At 65.2% G+C, this 20,080-nt stretch carries 18 protein-coding genes; 8 read left to right on the top strand and 10 right to left on the bottom strand.

The features are described from left to right. Entirely contained in the window at positions 1 to 612 is a 612-nt protein-coding gene (locus ACQR1D_RS28120) for a flavin reductase family protein (RefSeq protein ID WP_315801310.1), read from the bottom strand. A gap of 181 nt (positions 613 to 793) precedes the next feature. Here ACQR1D_RS28120 and ACQR1D_RS28115 point away from each other — a divergent pair, with 181 nt between their 5' ends. Further along, complete coding sequence (locus tag ACQR1D_RS28115) at positions 794 to 1,084, top strand: hypothetical protein (RefSeq protein ID WP_315801309.1); 291 nt, start codon at positions 794 to 796, stop codon at positions 1,082 to 1,084. Positions 1,085 to 1,153: 69 nt separating this feature from the next. Here ACQR1D_RS28115 and ACQR1D_RS28110 read toward each other — a convergent pair whose 3' ends face one another. After that, a complete protein-coding gene (locus tag ACQR1D_RS28110; protein WP_315801308.1) occupies positions 1,154 to 1,987 on the bottom strand; it encodes an alpha/beta hydrolase in 834 nt (277 codons plus the stop codon). Positions 1,988 to 2,155: 168 nt separating this feature from the next. Continuing rightward, entirely contained in the window at positions 2,156 to 2,935 is a 780-nt protein-coding gene (locus ACQR1D_RS28105; RefSeq protein ID WP_315801307.1) for an SDR family NAD(P)-dependent oxidoreductase, read from the bottom strand. 178 nt (positions 2,936 to 3,113) lie between these two features. On the opposite strand from ACQR1D_RS28105, the gene ACQR1D_RS28100 reads away from it, so the two are divergent. Genes ACQR1D_RS28100 through ACQR1D_RS28090 form a run of 3 tightly spaced genes read left to right on the top strand, consistent with a single transcriptional unit; the run spans position 3,114 to position 5,271 of the window. Next, positions 3,114 to 3,908 carry an enoyl-CoA hydratase/isomerase gene (locus ACQR1D_RS28100; protein WP_315801306.1) on the top strand — a complete coding sequence of 265 codons (795 nt, stop codon included), beginning with the start codon at positions 3,114 to 3,116 and terminating at the stop codon, positions 3,906 to 3,908. Continuing rightward, complete coding sequence (locus tag ACQR1D_RS28095; RefSeq protein ID WP_315801305.1) at positions 3,905 to 4,894, top strand: phosphotransferase family protein; 990 nt, start codon at positions 3,905 to 3,907, stop codon at positions 4,892 to 4,894. Before ACQR1D_RS28100 ends, ACQR1D_RS28095 begins: the two co-directional genes overlap by 4 nt. Continuing rightward, positions 4,894 to 5,271 (top strand): DUF6285 domain-containing protein, encoded by a 378-nt coding sequence (locus tag ACQR1D_RS28090; RefSeq protein WP_315801304.1) that lies wholly within the window; start codon positions 4,894 to 4,896, stop codon positions 5,269 to 5,271. The genes ACQR1D_RS28095 and ACQR1D_RS28090 overlap by 1 nt, the downstream gene beginning before the upstream one ends. Positions 5,272 to 5,504: 233 nt before the next feature. Here ACQR1D_RS28090 and ACQR1D_RS28085 read toward each other — a convergent pair whose 3' ends face one another. Beyond that, complete coding sequence (locus ACQR1D_RS28085) at positions 5,505 to 6,284, bottom strand: enoyl-CoA hydratase-related protein (RefSeq protein ID WP_434840176.1); 780 nt, start codon at positions 6,282 to 6,284, stop codon at positions 5,505 to 5,507. A gap of 166 nt (positions 6,285 to 6,450) precedes the next feature. Here ACQR1D_RS28085 and ACQR1D_RS28080 point away from each other — a divergent pair, with 166 nt between their 5' ends. Then, positions 6,451 to 7,725 (top strand): acyl-CoA dehydrogenase family protein, encoded by a 1,275-nt coding sequence (locus ACQR1D_RS28080; protein WP_434840177.1) that lies wholly within the window; start codon positions 6,451 to 6,453, stop codon positions 7,723 to 7,725. 189 nt (positions 7,726 to 7,914) lie between these two features. On the opposite strand, the gene ACQR1D_RS28075 is transcribed toward ACQR1D_RS28080, so the two are convergent. Both ACQR1D_RS28075 and ACQR1D_RS28070 read right to left on the bottom strand, forming a co-directional pair. Continuing rightward, positions 7,915 to 9,495: a fatty acid--CoA ligase gene (locus ACQR1D_RS28075; RefSeq protein WP_434840178.1), complete on the bottom strand. Its 1,581-nt coding sequence runs from the start codon at positions 9,493 to 9,495 to the stop codon at positions 7,915 to 7,917. Between the two features lie 132 nt (positions 9,496 to 9,627). Then, positions 9,628 to 10,503, bottom strand: coding sequence for an SDR family oxidoreductase (locus ACQR1D_RS28070; protein WP_434840179.1), 876 nt, complete (start codon positions 10,501 to 10,503; stop codon positions 9,628 to 9,630). A 102-nt stretch (positions 10,504 to 10,605) separates the two neighbouring features. Here ACQR1D_RS28070 and ACQR1D_RS28065 point away from each other — a divergent pair, with 102 nt between their 5' ends. From ACQR1D_RS28065 to ppc, 3 genes are all read left to right on the top strand, one after another. Continuing rightward, a complete protein-coding gene (locus ACQR1D_RS28065) occupies positions 10,606 to 11,415 on the top strand; it encodes a crotonase/enoyl-CoA hydratase family protein (protein ID WP_316183338.1) in 810 nt (269 codons plus the stop codon). A gap of 129 nt (positions 11,416 to 11,544) precedes the next feature. Further along, positions 11,545 to 13,089, top strand: a complete 1,545-nt coding sequence (locus ACQR1D_RS28060; protein WP_434840180.1) for an acyl-CoA synthetase — start codon at positions 11,545 to 11,547, stop codon at positions 13,087 to 13,089. 117 nt (positions 13,090 to 13,206) lie between these two features. Beyond that, the gene (ppc, locus tag ACQR1D_RS28055; protein ID WP_434840181.1) at positions 13,207 to 15,990 is read left to right on the top strand and encodes a phosphoenolpyruvate carboxylase; all 2,784 of its coding nucleotides are present in this window, start codon (positions 13,207 to 13,209) and stop codon (positions 15,988 to 15,990) included. Between the two features lie 67 nt (positions 15,991 to 16,057). Here ppc and ACQR1D_RS28050 read toward each other — a convergent pair whose 3' ends face one another. From ACQR1D_RS28050 to ACQR1D_RS28035, 4 genes are all read right to left on the bottom strand, one after another. Continuing rightward, complete coding sequence (locus ACQR1D_RS28050) at positions 16,058 to 17,230, bottom strand: SMP-30/gluconolactonase/LRE family protein (protein WP_434840182.1); 1,173 nt, start codon at positions 17,228 to 17,230, stop codon at positions 16,058 to 16,060. Positions 17,231 to 17,359: 129 nt separating this feature from the next. Continuing rightward, positions 17,360 to 18,274, bottom strand: coding sequence for an SDR family oxidoreductase (locus tag ACQR1D_RS28045; protein WP_315801296.1), 915 nt, complete (start codon positions 18,272 to 18,274; stop codon positions 17,360 to 17,362). Between the two features lie 110 nt (positions 18,275 to 18,384). Continuing rightward, entirely contained in the window at positions 18,385 to 19,524 is a 1,140-nt protein-coding gene (locus ACQR1D_RS28040) for a thiolase C-terminal domain-containing protein (protein ID WP_434840183.1), read from the bottom strand. 4 nt (positions 19,525 to 19,528) lie between these two features. Next, positions 19,529 to 19,942, bottom strand: coding sequence for a Zn-ribbon domain-containing OB-fold protein (locus ACQR1D_RS28035; protein WP_434840184.1), 414 nt, complete (start codon positions 19,940 to 19,942; stop codon positions 19,529 to 19,531). Positions 19,943 to 20,080 lie beyond the last annotated feature (138 nt).

Here is a 20,080-nt window from a genome sequence, read left to right as displayed (position 1 = left end):
TCAGCCGGCGCCCTTCGCCGGCGGGAAATCCATGCGGTCGTCGGTGCGGCAATAGCGGTCGGCGAACATGCGCCCCACGGGGTGGAACAGCTCCATCTCGACCCGCATCTTCTCGGTGTCCCACAACTCGTCGCGGATGTGGAAGGCGAGGCCCTCGCCGAGCACCAGCACGCGGTCGCCGTTGACGTCGATGAGCTGCCAGGTCCTGCACTCCATCGCGAACGGTGCGTCCGCCAGCCGCGGCACGCCGATCATGCGCGAGGGTGCGAGCTTGAGTCCGAGATGATCGGGCTCGCCGATCTCCGGCGGAAAGTCGCCGCCGGTCTCGTGCATCGCCTGCGCCAGGGGCTCGTCGGTGATGTGGACCACGAACTCGCCTGAGCGGCGGATGTTGACCAGGGTGTCCTTGGTCCGGCCGTCCGGCCGCAGGTTGATCGCGAACACGCAGAGCGGCGGGTCCTCGCCCATCACGTTGAAGAATGAGAACGGCGCGGCGTTGACCACCCCGGTCTCGCCCCTGGTCGTGACCCAGGCGATCGGCCGTGGCAGCACGAAGGAGGTCAGGATCTTGTAGCGCTCGCGCGGGCTGAGATCGGTGGAGAGGTATTCCATGTAGGGGCCTCTGGTGCGTCGGTTCCCCGACCGTAGTGGGCCGTGACGCGATCCGGAAGCCAATAAAGCGGGCAGAGGGTGCGCACATCGGCGTCCTCGCGCGGGAAACTCCATGTTTCCGGGAACGGCTCCGCCAGCGCCACGTTCGGACAGCACAGCAACTACAAATGGAGGTCGCGCCATGAAACCAATGATCAGTCTGATTGCTTGCGCGTTCGCCGTCTCGGCTACGTCCGCGCTGGCGCAGGGCAGCCCGCAGACCACGCCGCCGCCGAGTGTGCAGAATTCCGGAGCAGGCATCCAGGGCGCGCCCGGCAACAAGAACGGACCGGGCACTGAGACGACAGGCGGCACGGTCGGCTCGTCCACGATCAACCGCCATAATCCGGACGTCAGCGCTCAGGATCCGTCGAATATCAAGGGAATGCCGGGGAATAAGAACGGCCCGCCGGCCAAGAAACCGCAGAACTGACGGCTGCGATGGCGGCTGCGCGATTGCGCCGCTGCCATGCGCATGCCGCCCCGCCGACGTATCGTCAGATCAGGGCAGGGCCGCTGCGCCGTTGGTGACGATCAGATTGTCGGTGTCTGCCGGTGCGAGCTCGCTGGTGGTGTCGCCGCCGAGATATTTGTCGAGCGTCGCCTGGATCCGCTCCCGCGCCGTATAGGGACCGCGATCGCTCATCCAGGTGTGCTGGAACTCGGTCTTGATGATGTCGATGCCGCTCTTCTTGCCGACCTGCGATGGCAACACGCCGGGATCGGTCTTGAACTGCGGATCGTCGGAGCGGAACGACAGGATCTTCAGCTTGTCCCGGATCACGAAAGGCACCCGCAGATTGTCGAGCGTCACCACCTGCGAAACGATGTTCGGATGCTCCTTGGCGAAATACATCGCGGTGTCGCCACCGTTGGAATGGCCGACCAGGGTCAGATGCTCATAGTCGGCATTCGGATGGCGCTTCTTCATCTCCTTGAGCACGCACAGGATGTTGGCCTCACCCTTCTTGTAGACGTCGAGCCGGCCGACATAGGGCATGCCGACCTTGGTGACGAGCGGCGGATCGGTCGGCAGGTCCTGCTGAACGCTGGCGACGAGATAGCCGCGCGCGGCGAACACGTTCGCGAGGAAGGAATACTCAGTGTTCTTGACGGTGTTGCCGTTGCTGATGATCGCCACCGGGAGCCGCCACAGCCCGGCATTGGCCTTCATCTCGTAATCCGTGCGCACGGCTACGTCGACCGTGATCGGCCGCTGCCGCTCGGCATCGAAAAACTCACGGCTCTCGTGCTGGATGCCCCACTTCGCAATAGCGAAATAGCCGGCCACAGTCAGGGCAGACACACAGGCCAAAACCGTCACGCCTCGCTTCATGGCTTCCTTCCCCTCGGCTTCTCCTCGTTATGTGATGAGGGACAACGCCGAGGTCACGAGGGCGTGGCAGCCTGGACAGCATTAAATTTCGGAAATCTTGGAATACGGATGTGGAACAAATCCGGGTTCGGCGGACCGGCGCACCGGCCCACCGGTCGCTGCTGCCGGTCAGAAGGCGGTATAGCCGCCGTCGATCACGAAGCAGTCTGCGGTGTGATAGGACGACGCCTTGCTCATGAGGTAGACGGCGATGCCGCCGAAATCCGACGGCTCGCCGAAGCGGCGCACCGGGATGCGCGGCATGACGTTGGCGACGAACTTCTCATTGCCCATGATGCCCGCGGTCATGTCGCTCCTGATCCAGCCGGGCAGGATCGCATTCGCGGTGACGCCGTGGCGTGCGAGCTCGACCGCGAGCGCGCGGCACAGCGCGTTGATCGCGGCCTTGGTCGCGGCATAGTGCTCGTTGCGCGCGGTGCCGAACAGCGAGGCGAGGCTCGAGGTGGCGACCAGGCGGCCGAACGCATCACCGGCCTCCGCCCGGGCCGTCATGTGCCGCGCGGCAGCCTGGAAGGCGTGGAAGACGCCGTCGAGATTGGTCGCGAACATCGTGCGCCATTCCTCCTCGCTGCGCTCGATGAAAGGCTTGCGGCCGCCGCCGCCGATGCCCGCATTGGCGAAGCAGCCGTCGACGCGGCCGAAGGCGTCGAGCGTCGCTTGCATCGCGTCGTTGACGGAAGCAGGGCTCGTCACGTCGCAGACCCGGGTGTCGACCTTGCCGGGACCAGCCGCCATCGAGGCCGCGGCTGCCTTGTTCTTCTCGGCGTTGCGGCCCCAGATCGAGACGTTGCAGCCACTGGACGCAAGTGCCTGGGCGATTCCGAGGCCTATGCCTCCATTGCCGCCGGTGACGACGGCCACGCGGCCGGTGAGGTCGAACATGTTCATGGGGTTCTCTCGGACGTTTCCGTGATGATGTGAGTGCGCTGCGCGCCGCTTCAGTTATTGGGATGATCCAACCATGGACAAGCGCAGCGCAAAAATCAAATATGCTGCACGAACCGGGCGATGCAGCGAATTTCCGCCGTAAAGAATGCAGCGCTCGAAAAGCTCTTGAGAGGAAACCATGCAGTTCAAGCACGTCACGCTCGATTTCGACGGGCCCGTCGCCGTCCTCACGCTCGATCATCAGGAGGTGATGAACGCGGTCTCGATCGACATGCTGGGCGGGCTCGCCGAGGCACTCGACGAGATCGAGGAGAAGAAGGCGGAGGTGCGTTGTCTCGTCGTCACCGGCGCGGGACGCGCGTTCTGCACCGGTGCCAATCTGCAGGGCCGCAACACGCAGGCCAAGCCCGGCCGCAGCAATGCCGGCGCCGCGCTCGAGACCGCCTTCCATCCGTTCCTGCGCCGCCTGCGCAACCTGCATTGCCCGATCGTGACGTCGGTCAACGGCCCGGCCGCGGGCGCCGGCATGAGCTTCGCGCTGATGGGCGACATGATCCTGTGCGCCAAGTCCGCCTACTTCCTGCAAGCCTTCCGCCGCATCGGCCTCGTTCCCGATTGCGGCTCGACCTGGCTGCTGCCGCGCCTCGTCGGCAAGGCGCGCGCGATCGAGCTGTCGCTGCTCGGCGAGAAGCTGCCGGCCGAGACGGCACTGCAATGGGGGCTCGTCAATCGCGTCTATGACGATGCGGCGCTGAAGGAGGAGACGATGAAGCTCGCGCATGAGCTCGCCAATGGCCCGACGGTCGCATTGTCTCAGATCCGCAAGCTGTATTGGGACAGTCCCGAGAACTCGTTCGAAGACCAGCTCAACGCTGAATTCCAGGCGCAGCGCGTCGCCGGCAGCACGTCGGATTTCAAGGAAGGCGTCACCGCGTTCCTCGAGAAGCGGCCGGCCAAGTTCAAGGGCCAATGATCGAGGCCGAGCTGTCCCGCTGCGTCGCCTCGTTCATGCCGGGGGCGACCGGCGTGCACGGCGCCGCAAAGCTCTCCGGCGGCGCCAGCCAGGAGACGTGGCGCTTCGACATCGTCCATCCCGCGGGCGATGTCGGTGCGATCTTGCGCCGCTCGCCGAAGGGCTATGGCGCCGCGCCTGGCCGCGCCGCCGGGCTCGACAACGAGGCGGCGCTGATGCGGCTGGCGCGTGCCGCCGGGGTGCCGTCGCCCGAGGTGCTGCACCTGCTGACGCCGGAGGACGATCTCGGCGCCGGCTTCATCATGCGCCGCGTCGAGGGCGAGACCATCGCGCGCAAGATCCTGCGCGATGCCGAGTTTGCCGAGGCGCGCCCCCGTCTCGCGCGCCAGCTCGGCGGCATCGCCGCCGGCATCCACGGCATTCGGCGCGAGGCACTGCCGGCGTTGCGCGAGATGAACGCGGTCAGGGAGATCGCGGAGCTTGCGCGCGAATATCAAAGCTTCGACTGGCCGCGCCCGGTGTTCGATCTCGCGTTGCGCTGGCTGTCGCACAATGATCCCGGCCCCTCGGCGGAGGTCACGCTGGTGCACGGCGATTTCCGCAACGGCAATCTCATCATCGGCCCCGACGGGGTGCGCGCCGTGCTCGACTGGGAGCTCGCCCATCTCGGCGATCCCATGGAGGATCTCGGCTGGATCTGCGTCAACTCCTGGCGCTTCGGCGAGATCGACAAGCCCGTCGGTGGCTTCGGCTCGCGCGAGGAGCTGTACGCGGGCTACGAGGCCGCTGGCCGCAAGGTCGATGCCGGCAGGGTGAAGTTCTGGGAGGTCATGGGCACATTGCGCTGGGGCGTGATGTGCTGCGGCATGATGCAGCGGTTTCGCTTGGGTCCCGACCACTCGATGGAACGCGCCATGATCGGCCGCCGCGCGTCGGAGACTGAGATCGATCTGCTGCGGCTGCTGGCGCCGCGGGGAGAGGGCTGATGCAGGACGAACCGACTCCGACCGAGCTGGTACAGGCGGTGGCCGATTTTCTTCGCAACGATGTAGCCCCGCTGATCTCGGGACATCAGGCGTTCAAGCTGCGCGTCGGCATCAACGCGCTCGATCTGGTCGTGCGGCAATTGACACAGGCGGCGCCCGCGGAGGCTGCAGAGCATGCGCGTTTGAAGGATTTGCTGGGACAGGACGGTGCCTTGCTCGACCTCAATCGCGCACTGGCGGAGCAGATTGCGAGCGGTGCTGTCGATCTCGCGACGCCGGGTCTGAAGGAGCATCTCTGGCAGACCACGCTCGACAAGCTCGCCGTCGATCAGCCGAACTACGCATCCTACAAGCGCGAGGCGGGGAGGCACGAATGACGTGTAACTCTCCGTCGTCATGCCCGGGCTTGACCCGGGCATCCATCCTCTCACGAATCTGCCGCAGGACGTGGATGGCCGGGTCAAGCCCGGCCATGACGGAGTGGAGGCAGACCCGCACTGTCATTCCGGCGCGCGACGCAGTCGCGAGCCCAGAATCCATAGGCACGATCGCGGCTATGGATTCCGGGCTCGCGCTGCGCGCGCGCCGGAATGACGAGCTCGGTGAGGCTCTACCGCCCAAGCCATTTCGGCGGCCGCTTCTCCGAGAACGCTTTAGGCCCTTCGATGTAGTCCTGCGAATGAATCATCGCCTGCACCGCCGGATAGTCGCGCTGCTCGGTGATCGCCTGTTCCAGCGACACCGCCAGGCCCTTCTCGATCGCCTGCTTGGAGGCGCGGATCGACATCGGCGAGTTCCTGGCAATGGTCTCGGCCCAGCGCACGGCGGCCGCCAGCGCCTCGCCCTGCGGCACCACCTCGTTGACGAAGCCGAGCTCGTGGCCCTCGCGCGCGCCGACATGGCGGCCCGTGAGGATCATGCCCATCGCGCGCTTCATGCCGATCTGACGCGGCAGCCGCTGCAGGCCGCCAGCGAGTGCGGCGAGACCGACGCGCGGCTCGGGCAAGGCGAAGGTGGCATTCTCAGAGGCGATGATCAGGTCGCAAGCCAGCGCGATTTCGAAACCGCCGCCCATGGCGACACCGTTGACGGCGGCGATCAGCGGCTTGTCGCAATCGAAGCGCGACGTCAGTCCGCCGAAGCCGCTTCGGCCCCAGCCGCGCTTGCCGCCGGCCGCCTGCCATTTCAGGTCGTTGCCGGCGCAGAACGCCTTGTCACCCTCGCCGGTGACAATCGCAACCCATTGCTCGGGATCGGCGGCGAACCCGTCGAACACCGCCTCCAGCTCGTAATGTGCGTCGGTATGCAGCGCGTTGTAGACCTCGGGACGGGCAAGGGTGACGATTGTGATCGGCCCCTTGCGCGTGACCTTCGAGAATTTCAGCTCCATCGACCGTTCCTCCTGGTTTCTGATTGGCTGCCGTGCGCGAGCTTAGCGCCTGCGCCGCGCGCGCGGTCATCCAAATACGCAACCGCGCCGCGCGCCACAAGCACGCGGCGGCGGGCTGGCCTGACCAAGAGCAAGAACAACAACGACACGCACAGGGAGACACGCCATGGATTTTTCCTTGCCGAAGGAACTGATCGCCTATCTCGACGAGCTCGACCGCTTCATCGCCGCCGAGATCAAGCCGCTGGAGCAGGCGGACGACAACATCCGCTTCTTCGATCATCGCCGCGAATGGGCGCGCACCGATTTCGAGAATGGCGGCCTGCCGCGGCATGACTGGGAGCGGCTGCTGCGCAAGGCCAAGGACCGCGCCGACGCGGCCGGCCATCTGCGCTTCGCGATCCCGAAACGCTATGGCGGCAAGGACGGCTCGAACCTCTGGATGGCGGTAATCCGCGAGCATTTCGCGTCGAAGGGCCTCGGCCTGCACAACGACCTGCAGAACGAGCATTCGATCGTCGGCAATCTGCCGATCGTGACCATGCTCGACCGCTACGGCCGTGACGACCAGAAGGCGATGATCGACGGCTCGATCACCGGCAAGTACCGCATCACGTTTGGTCTGACCGAGCCGCATCACGGCTCGGATGCGACTCATATGGAGACCAAGGCCGTCCCGGCGACCCGCGACAACGTCAAGGGCTGGCTGATCAACGGCGAGAAGATGTGGACCACGGGCATGCACGTCGCCACGCATTGCGCATTGTTCGCGCGCACCTCGGGCAATGACGGCGATGCGCGCGGCATCACCTGCTTCCTGGTGCCGGCCAAGACCGAGGGTGTGAAGGTCGAGGAATATCTCTGGACCTTCAACATGCCGACCGACCATCCGCGCGTCAGCTTCACCGACGTGTTCGTGCCGGAGGACGCGCTGTTCGGCGAGGTCGGGCGCGGGCTGTCGCTGGCCCAATGCTTCGTGCACGAGAACCGCATCCGCCAGGCGGCGAGCTCGCTCGGTGCGGCCGTCTACTGTATCAACGAGAGCGTGAATTACGCGCGTGAGCGCAAGCCGTTCGGCAAGGCGCTGGCCGAGAACCAGGCAATCCAGTGGCCGCTGGTGGAGCTGGCGACCCAGGCCGAGATGCTGCGGCTGTTGATCCGCAAGACCGCGTGGGAGATGGACCAGCTCACCCAGGCGCAGGTCGAGCACACGCTCTCCGACAAGGTGTCGATGTGCAACTACTGGGCTAACCGTCTGTGCTGCGAGGCCGCCGACCGCGCCATCCAGGTGCATGGCGGCATGGGCTATTCGCGCCACAAGCCGTTCGAGCACATCTACCGCCACCACCGCCGCTATCGCATCACCGAGGGCAGTGAGGAGATCCAGATGCGCAAGGTGGCGGGGTTCCTGTTTGGCTATATGGGGGCGAACAAGCGGTGAGCGCGGCCTGATCGCGTGGCGGCATCGCGAGCGTCAGCACGGCAATCCAGACCTGTCACTTGGCCCCTGGATTGCTTCGGCGCAAGGGCGCCTCGCAATGACGGTGTGGAGAGAGTGCGCGCTCTCTCCACGTCATCGCGAGCGCCAACGACGCGATCCAGGCTGTCGCAACGAGAACACCGCCGGTTGTCAATTCACCTGCCGGTCCTTGCCCGCCCAATATGGGTCGCGCAGATTCCGCCGCAGGATCTTGCCGGAGGGATTGCGCGGCAGGGCATCGAGGAAATCGACGCTCTTCGGCGTCTTGAAGCCGGCGATGCGGGTGCGGGTGAAATTGATGATGTCCGTCTCGGTGGCGCGTTTGCCCGGCTTCATCACCACAATGGCTTTGACGGCCTCGCCCCATTTGTCGTCGGGAATGCCGATCACGGCGGCCTCGGCGACATCGGGGTGGTCGCAGATCGCGCTCTCGACCTCGGCCGGATAGATGTTCTCGCCGCCGGAGATGATCATGTCCTTGATGCGGTCGTGGATGTAGACGTAGCCGTCCTCGTCCATGTAGCCGGCATCACCGGTGCGCAGCCAGCCGTCCCTGCCAAGCGTGCGTGCGGTCGCCTCCGGCAGGTTCCAGTAGCCGGTCATGTTGGAGCCGGAGCGGGTGGCGATTTCGCCGACCTGCCGCGGCGGCAGCGGATTGCCCAAGGGATCGATGATCGCGACTTCGACGCCCGGCAGCGGCTTGCCGGCCGAGCGCATCCGCTCCAGCCCTTCGACGTGATCCTGGGGCGGCAGCGCGATGATGGTGCCCGTGGTCTCGGTCATGCCATACATCTGCACGAAGCCGCATTTGAACACCTCGATGCATTCCTTCAGCAGCGCCGCGGGGATCGGCGAGGCGCCGTAGAGCATGTATTTGAGCCGCGAGAAATCGACCTGCCGCGCGCGCGGCTGCCGCACCACGAACTGCATCGCGGCGGGCACCATGAACAGCTTGGTGATGCCGGACTGCTCGAAGAAGTCGAGGATCTTCGTGGGATCGAACTCGCGCGCGATGACGCCACGGGCGCCGTGGTAGAGGCTCATCAGGCCCCAGCCGGAGCCGCCGATGTGGAAGATCGGCATCGCGATCAGCGAGACGTCGTCGGTCGACCATTTGTTCCAGTCCGGTTTCTCCTCGGGATTGCCGGTATTCACCAGGTTGAGGAAGTTCGCGTGCGACAGCATCGCGCCTTTCGGCTTGCCGGTGGTGCCGGACGTGTAGAGCTGCAGCGCGATGTCCCGCGGCGTGATCGCTACGCCAGGATCGTCGGCACTCTGCGCGTCGCGCCAGGCCGTGTAGTCCTGCCATTCCGGCGCGCCGCCTTCGGTCGTGATGATGTGCCGCACGCTCGGAATCTGGCCGCGGATGTTGCGGATCATCGTGATGAACTCGGGACCGACGAACAGGGCAGGCGCCTTGCAGTCCTCGACGATGAAGGCGACCTCGGGACCGGCGAGGCGCCAGTTCACCGGCGCCATCACGACGTTGGCCTTCATGGCGCCGACCAGCAGCTCGAAATAGATGTCGCTGTTCTTGCCGAAATAGGCGATCCGCTCGTGCTGTTTGATGCCGAGCGCCTTCAGCGCGTTGGCGACCTGGTTGGTCTTGCGGTCGAATTCGGCGAAGCTGGTGACGCGGCCTTCGAACTCATATGCGGTGGCGGAGCCCAGCGTTTGCGCTCTGTCGCGCACGACGTCGACGAGCGTCGACGTTGCCGTCGAGACGGACATGTTTCCCCTCCGATTACGTCTTTTTCTTTGTTCGATGTCTTGTCGTGGTCCTCGCCCCGGATTGCGCCGGAGCAAGCATCTCTCGATCAGTCTACAGAGAGCACGTCGCCGATCAACCGGGCGATTGGGCCATCAGCTCGTGCGCGTCGCGCGGTCCTTTTCGTTCTGCGCCTTGATCGACTCCTTGGCCTTGGTCCAGTCGTCGTCGCTCCAGTCGCGCAGCTGATAGAAGTTGCCGCCCATCGCCAGCGCCTGGGCGCCGTCCATCGCGATGGTCTCGCCGTTGATCCAGTTGCAGCCGCCGGAGATCAGGAACACCGCGAGGTTCTGCAACTCCTCCATGGTACCGACCCGGCCCATCGGGTTCATCGCCTTGGTCCGCGCGCCGGCCTCGTCGCCAGGCTTGATGCGCTTGCTCATGCCTTCGGTCGGGATCTCGCCGGGTGCGATGGTGTTGAGGCGGATGCCGTAGCGGCCCCATTCGGTCGCGAGCGACATCGTCATGGCGTGGATCGCCGACTTGCTCATTGCCGAGGGCACCACATAGGGCGAGCCGTTGCGCACCCAGGTGACCGTGATCGACACGATGTTGCCCGGCTGCTTCGCTGCGATCCAGCGCTTGCCGACGGCATGCGTCACATAGAACGTGCCGTGCATCACGATGTTGGCAACCGCGTCGAAACCGCGCGGGCTCAATTCCTCGGTGCGGGAAATGAAATTGCCGGCGGCGTTGTTGATGAGATCGGTGAGGCCGCCTTCCTGGAAGATCGCCTCGATCATTTCCTCGACCGCCATCGCATTGCGGATGTCGACGCCGTGGCTGGTTACGCGCCCGCCATAGAGGTCCATCAGTTCGGTCGCGGTCTCGTCGCAGACGATTTTCCGCCGGCCGCAAATATGCACTTCGGCGCCAAGCTGCAGGAAGCGTGCGGCCATCGCTTTGCCAAGGCCGGTGCCGCCGCCGGTCACCAGAATGCGCCGACCTTCGAGGAGATTGTCCTTGAACATGGGAGTTTCCGCCTGACATGTTGTGAGTTAATTGGTCGATTGACTAAATCGCTCCGACAGCCTTCTGTAAAGTCACAAAGACATTCGTGAGGAGACCGCTCGATGGACAACCGCATCGCGATCGAGATCAAGGACGGCGTCGCCGACGTTCGCCTGGTCCGTGCCGACAAGATGAATGCGCTGGACATGGAGATGTTCGAGGCGCTGGTGGCGGCCACCGAGCGGCTGGCGAAGGAAAAGGGGCTGCGCGCCGTGGTGCTGTCTGGCGAGGGCCGCGCCTTTTGCGCCGGACTCGACATGGGCCGTTTCGCGGCGATGAAGGACTCCGGCGGCAACGGCATACCCGGCGGCGAGAAGCGCGACCTCACCGTTCGCACCCACGGCAAGGCGAACTTCGCCCAGCAGGCGGTGTGGGGCTGGCGGCAGTTGCCGGTGCCGGTGATTGCTGCAGTGCATGGCGTGGCCTATGGCGGCGGCTTCCAGCTCGCGCTCGGCGCCGACATGCGCTACGTCGCACCGGACACCAAGATGTCGATCATGGAGATCAAATGGGGTCTGGTGCCGGACATGGCGGGCACGCCGATCCTGGCGACCCTGATGCGCGACGACATCCTGCGCGAGCTGACCTATACCGGCCGCGTGTTTTCGCCGGAAGAGGGGCAGGCTTACGGCCTCGTCACGCGCATCTGCGCCGATCCGCGCGCGGCCGCGCTGGAGACGGCGCGTGAGATCGCCGGCAAGAATCCGGATGCGATCCGCGCCGCCAAGCGCATGCTGAACAACCTCTCGGTCGATCCGGGCCCGGCGCTGCTCGCGGAATCGGTCGAGCAGCAGAAGCTGATCGGTAGCCCGAACCAGCTGGAGTCGGTGCGGGCGAACATCGAAAAGCGTGCGCCCAAGTTTGTAGATTAGCCTCCTCCTTGCGGGCAGCCCCGAAGGAGCTGAGCCAAACAATTTCCAGATTCCGGGTTCGATGCTGCGCATCGCCCCGGAATGACGGCGGAAACTCGAACCGACGCCAGATCGGACAAGGCAATAACAATGGAAACGTCCTCCCTGTTTTGCGGCATCATCTCCGGCGAACGCCGGCGCAGCCACGCTGACGTCGCCGACCGCGCCGCGCGGATCGCGAGCGGTCTCGCGCAGCTCGGCGTGCGCCAGGGCGACTGCGTCTGCATGCTCATGCGCAACGACATCGCCTTCATCGAGGCCGCCTACGGCGCGATGCGACTGGGCGCCTATGGTGTGCCGGTGAACTGGCACTTCAAGCCGGAGGAGATCGATTACATCCTCAAGGACTCCGCGACGCGGGTGCTGATCGGTCACGCCGATCTGCTGCATCAGCTTCGCGGCATGATTCCCTCCGGCATCACCGTGCTCAGCGTCCCGACGCCGCCGGAGATCCTGTCCAACTACAAGATCGGCGCGGATCTGCTCGCAACACCGGAGTTCGCGACCGACCTGGAAAGCTGGCTCATGCAACAGGGTCCTTACGAAGGACCGCAGGTGCCGCAGCCGCAGAACATGATCTACACCTCCGGCACGACTGGTCATCCCAAGGGCGTCCGGCGCAATGCGCCGACGGTGGAGCAGGCGGCCTCGGCCGAACGGATGCGGGCGCTGATCTATGGACTCAAGCCGGGCTCGCGCGCGCTGCTGCCCGGACCGCTGTATCATTCCGCGCCGAACGCCTTCGGCCTGCGTGCCGGACGGCTCGGTGGCGCGCTGGTGCTGATGCCGCGGTTCGAGCCGGAGGAGTTTCTCCGTATCATCCAGGCGGAGCGGATCGACACCATCTTCATGGTGCCGACCATGTTCATCCGCCTGATGAAGCTGCCCGAGGAGGTACGCAGCCGCTACGGCATGTCGTCGCTGCGTCACATCATCCACGCCGCGGCGCCGTGCCCGGCCGACGTCAAGCGCGCGATGATCGAATGGTGGGGGCCGGTCATCTACGAATTCTACGGCTCGACCGAATCGGGCGCAGTCACCTTCGCGAGCTCCGAGGACGCGCTGAAGAAGCCCGGCACCGTCGGCAAGGTCTCGCCGGGCGCCGAGTTGCGCTTCCTCGGTGAGGACGGGCGCATCCTGCCGCAGGGCGAGATCGGCGAGATCTATTCGCGCATCGCGGGCAACCCGGATTTCACCTATCACAACAAGCCGGAGAAGCGCGCCGAGATCGACCGCGACGGCTTCATCACCTCGGGTGATGTCGGCTACATGGACCCCGATGGCTATGTGTTCCTGTGCGACCGCAAGCGCGACATGGTGATCTCCGGCGGGGTCAACATCTATCCGGCCGAGATCGAGGCGGTGCTGCATGCCGTGCCGGGCGTGCACGATTGCGCTGTGTTCGGCATCCCCGACACGGAGTTCGGCGAGGCGCTGATGGCCGTTGTCGAACCGCAGCCCGGCGTCGTGCTGGATGTCGGCGCTATCAAGGCGCGGCTGAAGGCCTCGCTGGCCGACTATAAGGTGCCCAGGCACATCGAAATCCAGGATAAATTGCCGCGCGAGGATTCCGGCAAGATCTTCAAGCGGCGGCTGCGCGATCCGTATTGGGAGCGAGCCGGAAGGCAAATCTGACCGAGGGGAGGAACGATAGCTTGGAATAGGGCAGGCGACGCCTCTTTCTTGATCTTGCGCTGCAATGCGGATACGGCAGACTGACCCGTAAATGGGCAGCTGCTGGAGAGCGCATCCATGTCGCCGCAAGCCATACCAGAGGAAATCCGTCCCAACCGCGCCGCCGAGGCGCAGGCCATGGAGGAGGATGCGCGGCTTCGGGACGACATCCGGCTGCTCGGCCGCATCCTCGGCGACACCGTTCGCGACCAGGAGGGCGCCGACGTCTTCGACCTCGTCGAGCTGATACGCCAGACCTCGGTGCGCTTCCATCGCGACGAGGACCGCCAGGCGCGGCGCGAGCTGGAGCAGATCCTCGACGGCATGTCGACCGCGGAGACCGTCCGCATCGTCCGCGCCTTCAGCTATTTCTCCCATCTCGCCAACATCGCCGAGGACCAGAACAACATTCGCCGCATGCGCGCCAAGAGCGACGCCAACGGCGGCAATGGCATGCTGGCGGCGACGCTCGCCCACGCCAAGTCGGCCGGCTTCGAGGCGGCGGAGCTGCGCAAGTTCTTCTCCACCGCGTTGGTCAGCCCGGTCCTGACCGCGCACCCCACCGAGGTGCGGCGCAAGAGCACGATGGATCGCGAGATGGAGATCGCGATGCTGCTCGACCGCCGCGAGCGGATGCAATTGACGCCGGATGAGCGCGCGGCCAATGACGAGGCGCTGCGCCGCGCCGTGCTGACCTTGTGGCAGACCAACCTGCTGCGCCGGACCAAGCTGACGGTGCTCGACGAGGTCACCAACGGTCTGTCGTTCTACGACTACACCTTCCTGCGCGAGGTGCCGCGGCTGCTGTGCACGCTGGAAGATCGGCTCAACGACGGCGCGGAGGTGGCGGGCGATCTCGCCTCGTTCCTGCGGATGGGGAGCTGGATCGGCGGCGACCGCGACGGCAATCCGTTCGTGACCGCCGAGGTCATGCGCGGAACGCTCAAGCTGCAATCCAGCCTGGCGCTGCATTACTATCTGGAGGAGCTGCATCTGCTCGGCAGCGAGCTGTCCATTGCGGCGCATCTCGCCGATGTCTCCGAGGAGCTGCGCGCGCTGGCCGAGCGCTCGCCGGACACGTCGCCGCATCGTCGTGGTGAGCCGTATCGTCTCGCGGTGTCCGGCATCTATGCGCGGCTGGCGGCCACCGCGAAGAAGCTCGGCATCCAGATCAGCCGCCTGCCGGTGGCGGCGGTCGCGCCTTACGACAGCGTCAAAGAGTTGCAGGACGATCTCGACGTGCTGCATCGCTCGCTGATCGCCAACAATGCCGAGGTCATTGCGCGCGGCCGGCTGCGCATGCTCCGGCGCGCGGTCGACTGTTTCGGCTTCCATCTGGCCCGGCTCGACATCCGCCAGAACTCGGCGGTGCACGAGCGCACCGTCGCCGAGCTGATCGACACCGCGATGCCCGGCATGTCCTACATGGCGCTCAGCGAGGATGCCCGCGTCGGCCTGCTGGTCAGCGAGCTGCGCAATGCCAGGCCACTGGTCTCGCAGTTCGTGAAGTACAGCGACGAGACCGTCGGCGAGCTCGCGCTGTTCCGCGCCGCCGCCGAGGCGCACGCGACGTTCGGCGCCGATGTGATTCCCCAGTGCATCATCTCGATGTGCAAGGGCATGTCGGACATGCTCGAGGTGGCATTGCTGCTCAAGGAGGTCGGCCTGATCGATCCATCGGGCCGCTGCGCCGTCAATATCGTGCCGCTGTTCGAGACCATCGAGGATTTGCAGGCCTCCAGCGGCATCATGGACCGGATGCTGGCGCTGCACGATTACCGCCGCCTGGTCGACAGCCGCGGCGCCGTGCAGGAGGTCATGCTCGGCTATTCCGACAGCAACAAGGATGGCGGCTTCGTCACCTCGGGCTGGGAGCTCTACAAGGCCGAGATCGGCCTGGTCGACATCTTCGAACGCCATGGCATCCGGCTCAGGCTGTTCCATGGCCGCGGCGGCTCGGTCGGCCGCGGCGGCGGCCCGAGCTACGATGCCATCATCGCGCAGCCCGGGGGCGCCGTGAACGGCCAGATCCGGATCACCGAGCAGGGCGAGATCATCTCCAGCAAATATTCCAATGCCGAGGTCGGCCGCAACAATCTGGAGATCCTCGCCGCGGCGACGCTCGAGGCCAGCCTGCTGCATCCGCGCCAGCCGGCGCCAAAGCGCGAATATCTCACCGCGATGGACCGGCTCTCGGAGCTCGCGTTCAAGGCCTATCGCGGCCTGGTCTACGAGACCGACGGCTTCGTCGACTATTTCTGGGCCTCGACCGTCATCAACGAGATCGCGACCTTGAACATCGGCAGCCGCCCAGCCTCGCGCAAGAAGACCCGCGCGATCGAGGATCTGCGCGCCATCCCCTGGGTGTTCTCCTGGGCGCAGTGCCGGTTGATGCTGCCGGGCTGGTACGGCTTCGGCAGCGCGGTCGAGACCTGGATCGCGGAGAATCCGGAGCAGGGCATGCCGTTCCTGCGCGAGCTCTACCGGGAATGGCCGTTCTTCCGCATGCTGTTGTCGAACATGGACATGGTGCTCGCCAAGAGCTCGATCGCGATCGCCTCGCGCTATGCGGAGCTGGTCCCCGACGAGGCCCTGCGGGAAAAGATCTTCGGCCGCATCCGCCGTGAATGGAATCTGGTGATCGAGACCTTGCTCGACATCACCGGGCAGGAGCGTCTGTTGCAGGGCAACCCGCTGCTCGAGCGCTCGGTGCGCAACCGCTTTCCCTATCTCGATCCGCTCAACCACGTGCAGGTCGAGTTGTTGAAGGAGCACCGCGCGCAGAACCCGGACGAGCAGGTGCTGCGCGGGATTCAACTGACGATCAACGGCATCTCGGCGGGGTTGAGGAATACGGGCTGACGCGACGAACGCGGACTGGCGAGGACAATGAGCTCCTCGCCAGCCCGACACATCAGCTGTCTGCGGATCAGGGCTTCAGAGCGCCTTGTGCACTCGTATACACCGCATAGAGCGATGTTGAGCCGCAGATGTAGAGTCGATTGCGCTGCTGGCCGCCGAAGCAAAGGTTGGCGACCGTTTCAGGTATATGAATCTTGCCCAGCAACGTTCCGTCCGGGGCATAGCAGCGCACGCCGTCCTCGTTCGGATCACCCCAACCCACGGAGCACCAGACCCGTCCGTCGCGGTCGCATCGGACACCGTCGGAGATGCTTGGCTTCGGCATTTCGGCGAACACCTTGCTGTTGGCCAGCTTGCCGGCCGCGTGATCGACGTCGAATACGCGGATGTGTGCGGGATTGTCCGGCCCGTCGGTGAAGCCGGTGTCGATGATGTAGAGTTTCTTCTCGTCGGGCGAGAAGGCCAGCCCGTTGGGTTCGACGAAGTCGTCGACCACAACCTTCACCTCTCCCGATTTCGGATCGACCCGATAGACATTGTGCTTGTCCTGCTCGGGCTGCGCCTTGAGGCCCTCATAGAAACCACCGATGCCGTAGACCGGATCGGTGAACCATATCGCCCCGTCGGATGCGACCACCGCGTCATTCGGCGAGTTCAAGAGCTTGCCGTTGTAGCGGTCGGCGATGATCGTGATGGAGCCGTCCAGCTCTGTGCGCGTGACGCGCCGGCCGCTGTGCTCGCAGGTGATCAGCCGTCCCTCGCGATCGATGGTGTTGCCGTTCGAATTCATCGACGGCTGGCGGTAGACGCTGAGGTGACCATCGTCCTCGGAGAAGCGCATGATGCGATTGTTGGGGATGTCGCTGAACAGCACGTAGCGGCCGGCGGGAAAGTAGACCGGACCTTCGGCCCAGCGCATTCCCGTCGCGACACGCTCGACCGCCATCGTGCCTGCGAAGGCAGGGAATTCCGCCGGCCCGAACGACAGCTTGGGCTTCTTCGCGGATTCCAGATGCGAGTCCGGATAGCGGCTGCCCGGCAAGGGACCGAGCGGCAGCGGATCCGTCGCGAGCGTCGGTGCGCCCGTCTGGCCAAACGGCGTGACTGTTGCAGCCGATGCGGACGTCGCCGTTGCTGCGGCAGCCGCGAACGCCGCGGCTCCCTTCAGCAGCCGGCGCCGGTCGAAGCCGCGGGCTCCGGCCAGCTGATCCTGCGAGCTGTCGTGTGCTGAGTTCGTCATGGGGTTTCCTCCAAGTTTTTTTGTAGGAAGGCGACCATACGACGAAATCGTGGCTTTCAGCGGGTTGTCTTAACAAAAAACAACTTGAGATAGTGTGCGCTGCAGGCGGAGTTTTTCCGCGCCGCAATCTCAGATCGGATCCCAGCCGAACACGTCGGCCGAGCGATCGAGCTTGTAGAACGACGGCTTCAGCGCGGGCATGCCGTGCTCGGCGATGGTCTGCGGCGTCCAGCCCTCGCCGCGGTGCACCGAGCGCAGCGGGCGCGACTGGCTCATCAGGAAGATCTCGTTCATGCGAACGGCGAAGATCTGGCCGGTGACGTCCTTCGAGGCATCGCCGAGCAGATAGGCGACGACGGGCGCGATCTTCTCGGGCCCCATCCGCTTCATGCGCTCGACGCGCTCCTTCTCGGCCTCGGTCTCCGCCGGGATGGTGCCGATCATGCGGCTCCAGGCAAACGGCGAGACGCAATTGGAACGCACGTTGAAGCGGCCCATGTCGAGCGCGATCGACTTCGACAGGCCGACGATGCCGAGCTTCGCCGCGGCGTAGTTGGCCTGGCCATAATTGCCGATCAGCCCCGAGGTCGAGGTGAAGTGGACGAAGGAGCCGCTCTCCTGCTCGCGGAACAGCCGCGCGGCGGAGTGCGCGACGTAGAACGAGCCCATCAGGTGGACCTTGATGACGGCTTCGAACGCCTCGATGCTCATCTTGTGGAAGATCATGTCGCGCAGGATGCCGGCATTGTTGACCACGCCGTCGAGCTTGCCGAAGTGGTCGGTCGCGGCCTTCACGATCTTGCTGGCCGGGATCGCTTCGGACACGCTCTCGAAATTCGCCACCGCCGTGCCGCCGCGCTTCCTGATCTCCTCGACCACTTCCTCCGCCGGCGCGGCGCTGGTGCCCGAGCCGTCGGAGGCGACGCCGGGATCGTTGACGACGACCTTGGCGCCTTCGGCGGCGCACAGCAGCGCGATCTCGCGGCCGATGCCGCGGCCGGCGCCGGTGACGATGACGACTTTGTCCTGGAGCGATTTGGTCATGAGTCTTCTCCTGTTTTGCTCCGTCATTCCGGGATGGTGCGAAGCACCAGACCCGGAATCTCGAGATTCCGGGTTCGCACGTGCCGCGCGCCCCGGAATGACGGAGGCTGCTATCTCTCGTTCGTGAAGATGATCGTGCCCGATGCGGCGAACATGCCGCCGACGCCGTGACACACCGAGATCTTGGCTCCCGGCACCTGCGCCGGCGCGATGCCCCGCATCTGGCGCACGCTCTCCTGCAGCGCATACATGCCGTACATGCCCGAATGCATGTAGGACAGGCCGCCGCCATTGGTGTTGAGCGGCAGCTTGCCGCCTGGCCGCGTGTGTCCGGCGGCGATGAACGGCCCGGTCTCCTCATGCGGCATGAAGCCGAGATCGCCGAGACCGAACAGCGGCAGATGCGCGAACGCGTCGTAGATCATGAGATGATCGACGTCGGCATGGCCGATGCCGGCCTCCTTGAAGGCGAGGGGGCCCGCGACCTTGAAGGCACGCGACGAATTGAACGTCTCCATCTGGCTGACCATCGGCGTCTCCACGCTTTCGCCGGTGCCGAGAATATAGACTGGCTTCTGCGGAAAATCCTTGGCTCGATCGGCCGAGGTCAGGATCAGCGCGCCGCCGCCATCGGTGACGAGGCAGCACTGCAGCAGGCGGAACGGGTAGGCGATCATGCGCGAGTTCAGGACGTCGTCGACGGTGATCGGGTCCTTCATCATCGCGCGCGGATTCTTTGCCGCCCATTCGCGCTGTACGACCGCAACCATCGCCAACTGCTCATGGGTGATGCCGTAGGTCTTCATGTAGCGCAGCACGGGGATCGGGAACATGCTGGGCGGGCCGTAGACGCCGAACGGCGCCTCGAACTGGCCCTGCAGGCTGTCCGGCGGGATCGAGCGCGGCAGCTTGCCGATCATCGATTTGCCGCTCTCGGCATGGGTGATCAGCACGGTCTTGCACAGGCCGGCTTCGATCGCAGCCGCGGCGTGGCGGACATGCAGCATGAAGGAGCAGCCGCCGACCGAGGTGCCATCGACCCAGGTCGGTGTGATGCCGAGGTAATGGCAGATCTGCTGCGGCGTCTCGACGGCGGTGGCGAAGCCGTCGATGTCCGACAGCTTCAGCCCGGCATCGGCGATCGCATTCAGTGCCGCGTCCGCATGCAGCTGGATTTGCGACATCGTCGGGATAACACCGAGCTCGGTGGTCTCGGCCGCGCCGACCACGGCAACCTGGTTTCGACGCATGGCGTTATCCTTTCGCCGGCCGGAACAGGGGCAGGGTGATCTGCTCGTCCAATGTCTCGAATGTGACTTCGAGGGCCATGTCGAGCTCCAACGCCTCCGGTGTCTGCGGGCAGCCCGTGATGTTGCTCATCATGCGCGGGCCCTCTTCGAGCGCCACGACGGCAATGGCGTAAGGCGGCGTGAAGCCAGGTGCAGGGGGACGATGGTTGATGACGTAGCTGTAGAGCGTGCCTTTGCCCGTGGCCTTGAAGACGCTGACCTTGCGGCTGGCGCAGGCCGGACAGAACGGGCGCGGCGGGAAGTAGACGTGGGAGCAGGCGTCGCAGCGCTGCAGCCGCAACTCACCGGCCCGGGTGCCGTCCCAGAAATGCTGCGTCTCCGGCGTCGGTTTGGGACGTGCGCGCATCGGCTCGGCCATCCGGGTTGATCCTCCCTGCGGCGGGCTCCGTCGCCCGCTCCTTTGCATCCGTGATGCGCCATTTGACGCAGACGCGTCAACGGTCCATCACGCCGCGCATGCGGCCCTCCGGGGGGCGCAGAGGTGTTTGGACGGCAA

This window comes from Bradyrhizobium sp. HKCCYLRH2047 (genome assembly GCF_051168175.1).
Classification (GTDB): domain Bacteria; phylum Pseudomonadota; class Alphaproteobacteria; order Rhizobiales; family Xanthobacteraceae; genus Bradyrhizobium.
The sequence above is the reverse complement of the archived record's forward strand: the minus strand, read 5'-3'. Positions and strand labels throughout refer to the sequence as shown.

What these genes read in the sequence shown, in the direction of transcription:
- ACQR1D_RS28040 (WP_434840183.1), bottom strand. Translation starts at nt 19,524, where the DNA reads ATGCGTCGAAACCAGGTTGCCGTGGTCGGCGCGGCCGAGACCACCGAG.
- ppc (WP_434840181.1), top strand. Translation starts at nt 13,207, where the DNA reads ATGTCGCCGCAAGCCATACCAGAGGAAATCCGTCCCAACCGCGCCGCC.
- ACQR1D_RS28090 (WP_315801304.1), top strand. Translation starts at nt 4,894, where the DNA reads ATGCAGGACGAACCGACTCCGACCGAGCTGGTACAGGCGGTGGCCGAT.
- ACQR1D_RS28115 (WP_315801309.1), top strand. Translation starts at nt 794, where the DNA reads ATGAAACCAATGATCAGTCTGATTGCTTGCGCGTTCGCCGTCTCGGCT.
- ACQR1D_RS28085 (WP_434840176.1), bottom strand. Translation starts at nt 6,284, where the DNA reads ATGGAGCTGAAATTCTCGAAGGTCACGCGCAAGGGGCCGATCACAATC.
- ACQR1D_RS28050 (WP_434840182.1), bottom strand. Translation starts at nt 17,230, where the DNA reads ATGACGAACTCAGCACACGACAGCTCGCAGGATCAGCTGGCCGGAGCC.
- ACQR1D_RS28065 (WP_316183338.1), top strand. Translation starts at nt 10,606, where the DNA reads ATGGACAACCGCATCGCGATCGAGATCAAGGACGGCGTCGCCGACGTT.
- ACQR1D_RS28070 (WP_434840179.1), bottom strand. Translation starts at nt 10,503, where the DNA reads ATGTTCAAGGACAATCTCCTCGAAGGTCGGCGCATTCTGGTGACCGGC.
- ACQR1D_RS28120 (WP_315801310.1), bottom strand. Translation starts at nt 612, where the DNA reads ATGGAATACCTCTCCACCGATCTCAGCCCGCGCGAGCGCTACAAGATC.
- ACQR1D_RS28095 (WP_315801305.1), top strand. Translation starts at nt 3,905, where the DNA reads ATGATCGAGGCCGAGCTGTCCCGCTGCGTCGCCTCGTTCATGCCGGGG.
- ACQR1D_RS28045 (WP_315801296.1), bottom strand. Translation starts at nt 18,274, where the DNA reads ATGACCAAATCGCTCCAGGACAAAGTCGTCATCGTCACCGGCGCCGGC.
- ACQR1D_RS28060 (WP_434840180.1), top strand. Translation starts at nt 11,545, where the DNA reads ATGGAAACGTCCTCCCTGTTTTGCGGCATCATCTCCGGCGAACGCCGG.
- ACQR1D_RS28110 (WP_315801308.1), bottom strand. Translation starts at nt 1,987, where the DNA reads ATGAAGCGAGGCGTGACGGTTTTGGCCTGTGTGTCTGCCCTGACTGTG.
- ACQR1D_RS28080 (WP_434840177.1), top strand. Translation starts at nt 6,451, where the DNA reads ATGGATTTTTCCTTGCCGAAGGAACTGATCGCCTATCTCGACGAGCTC.
- ACQR1D_RS28100 (WP_315801306.1), top strand. Translation starts at nt 3,114, where the DNA reads ATGCAGTTCAAGCACGTCACGCTCGATTTCGACGGGCCCGTCGCCGTC.
- ACQR1D_RS28035 (WP_434840184.1), bottom strand. Translation starts at nt 19,942, where the DNA reads ATGGCCGAGCCGATGCGCGCACGTCCCAAACCGACGCCGGAGACGCAG.
- ACQR1D_RS28105 (WP_315801307.1), bottom strand. Translation starts at nt 2,935, where the DNA reads ATGAACATGTTCGACCTCACCGGCCGCGTGGCCGTCGTCACCGGCGGC.
- ACQR1D_RS28075 (WP_434840178.1), bottom strand. Translation starts at nt 9,495, where the DNA reads ATGTCCGTCTCGACGGCAACGTCGACGCTCGTCGACGTCGTGCGCGAC.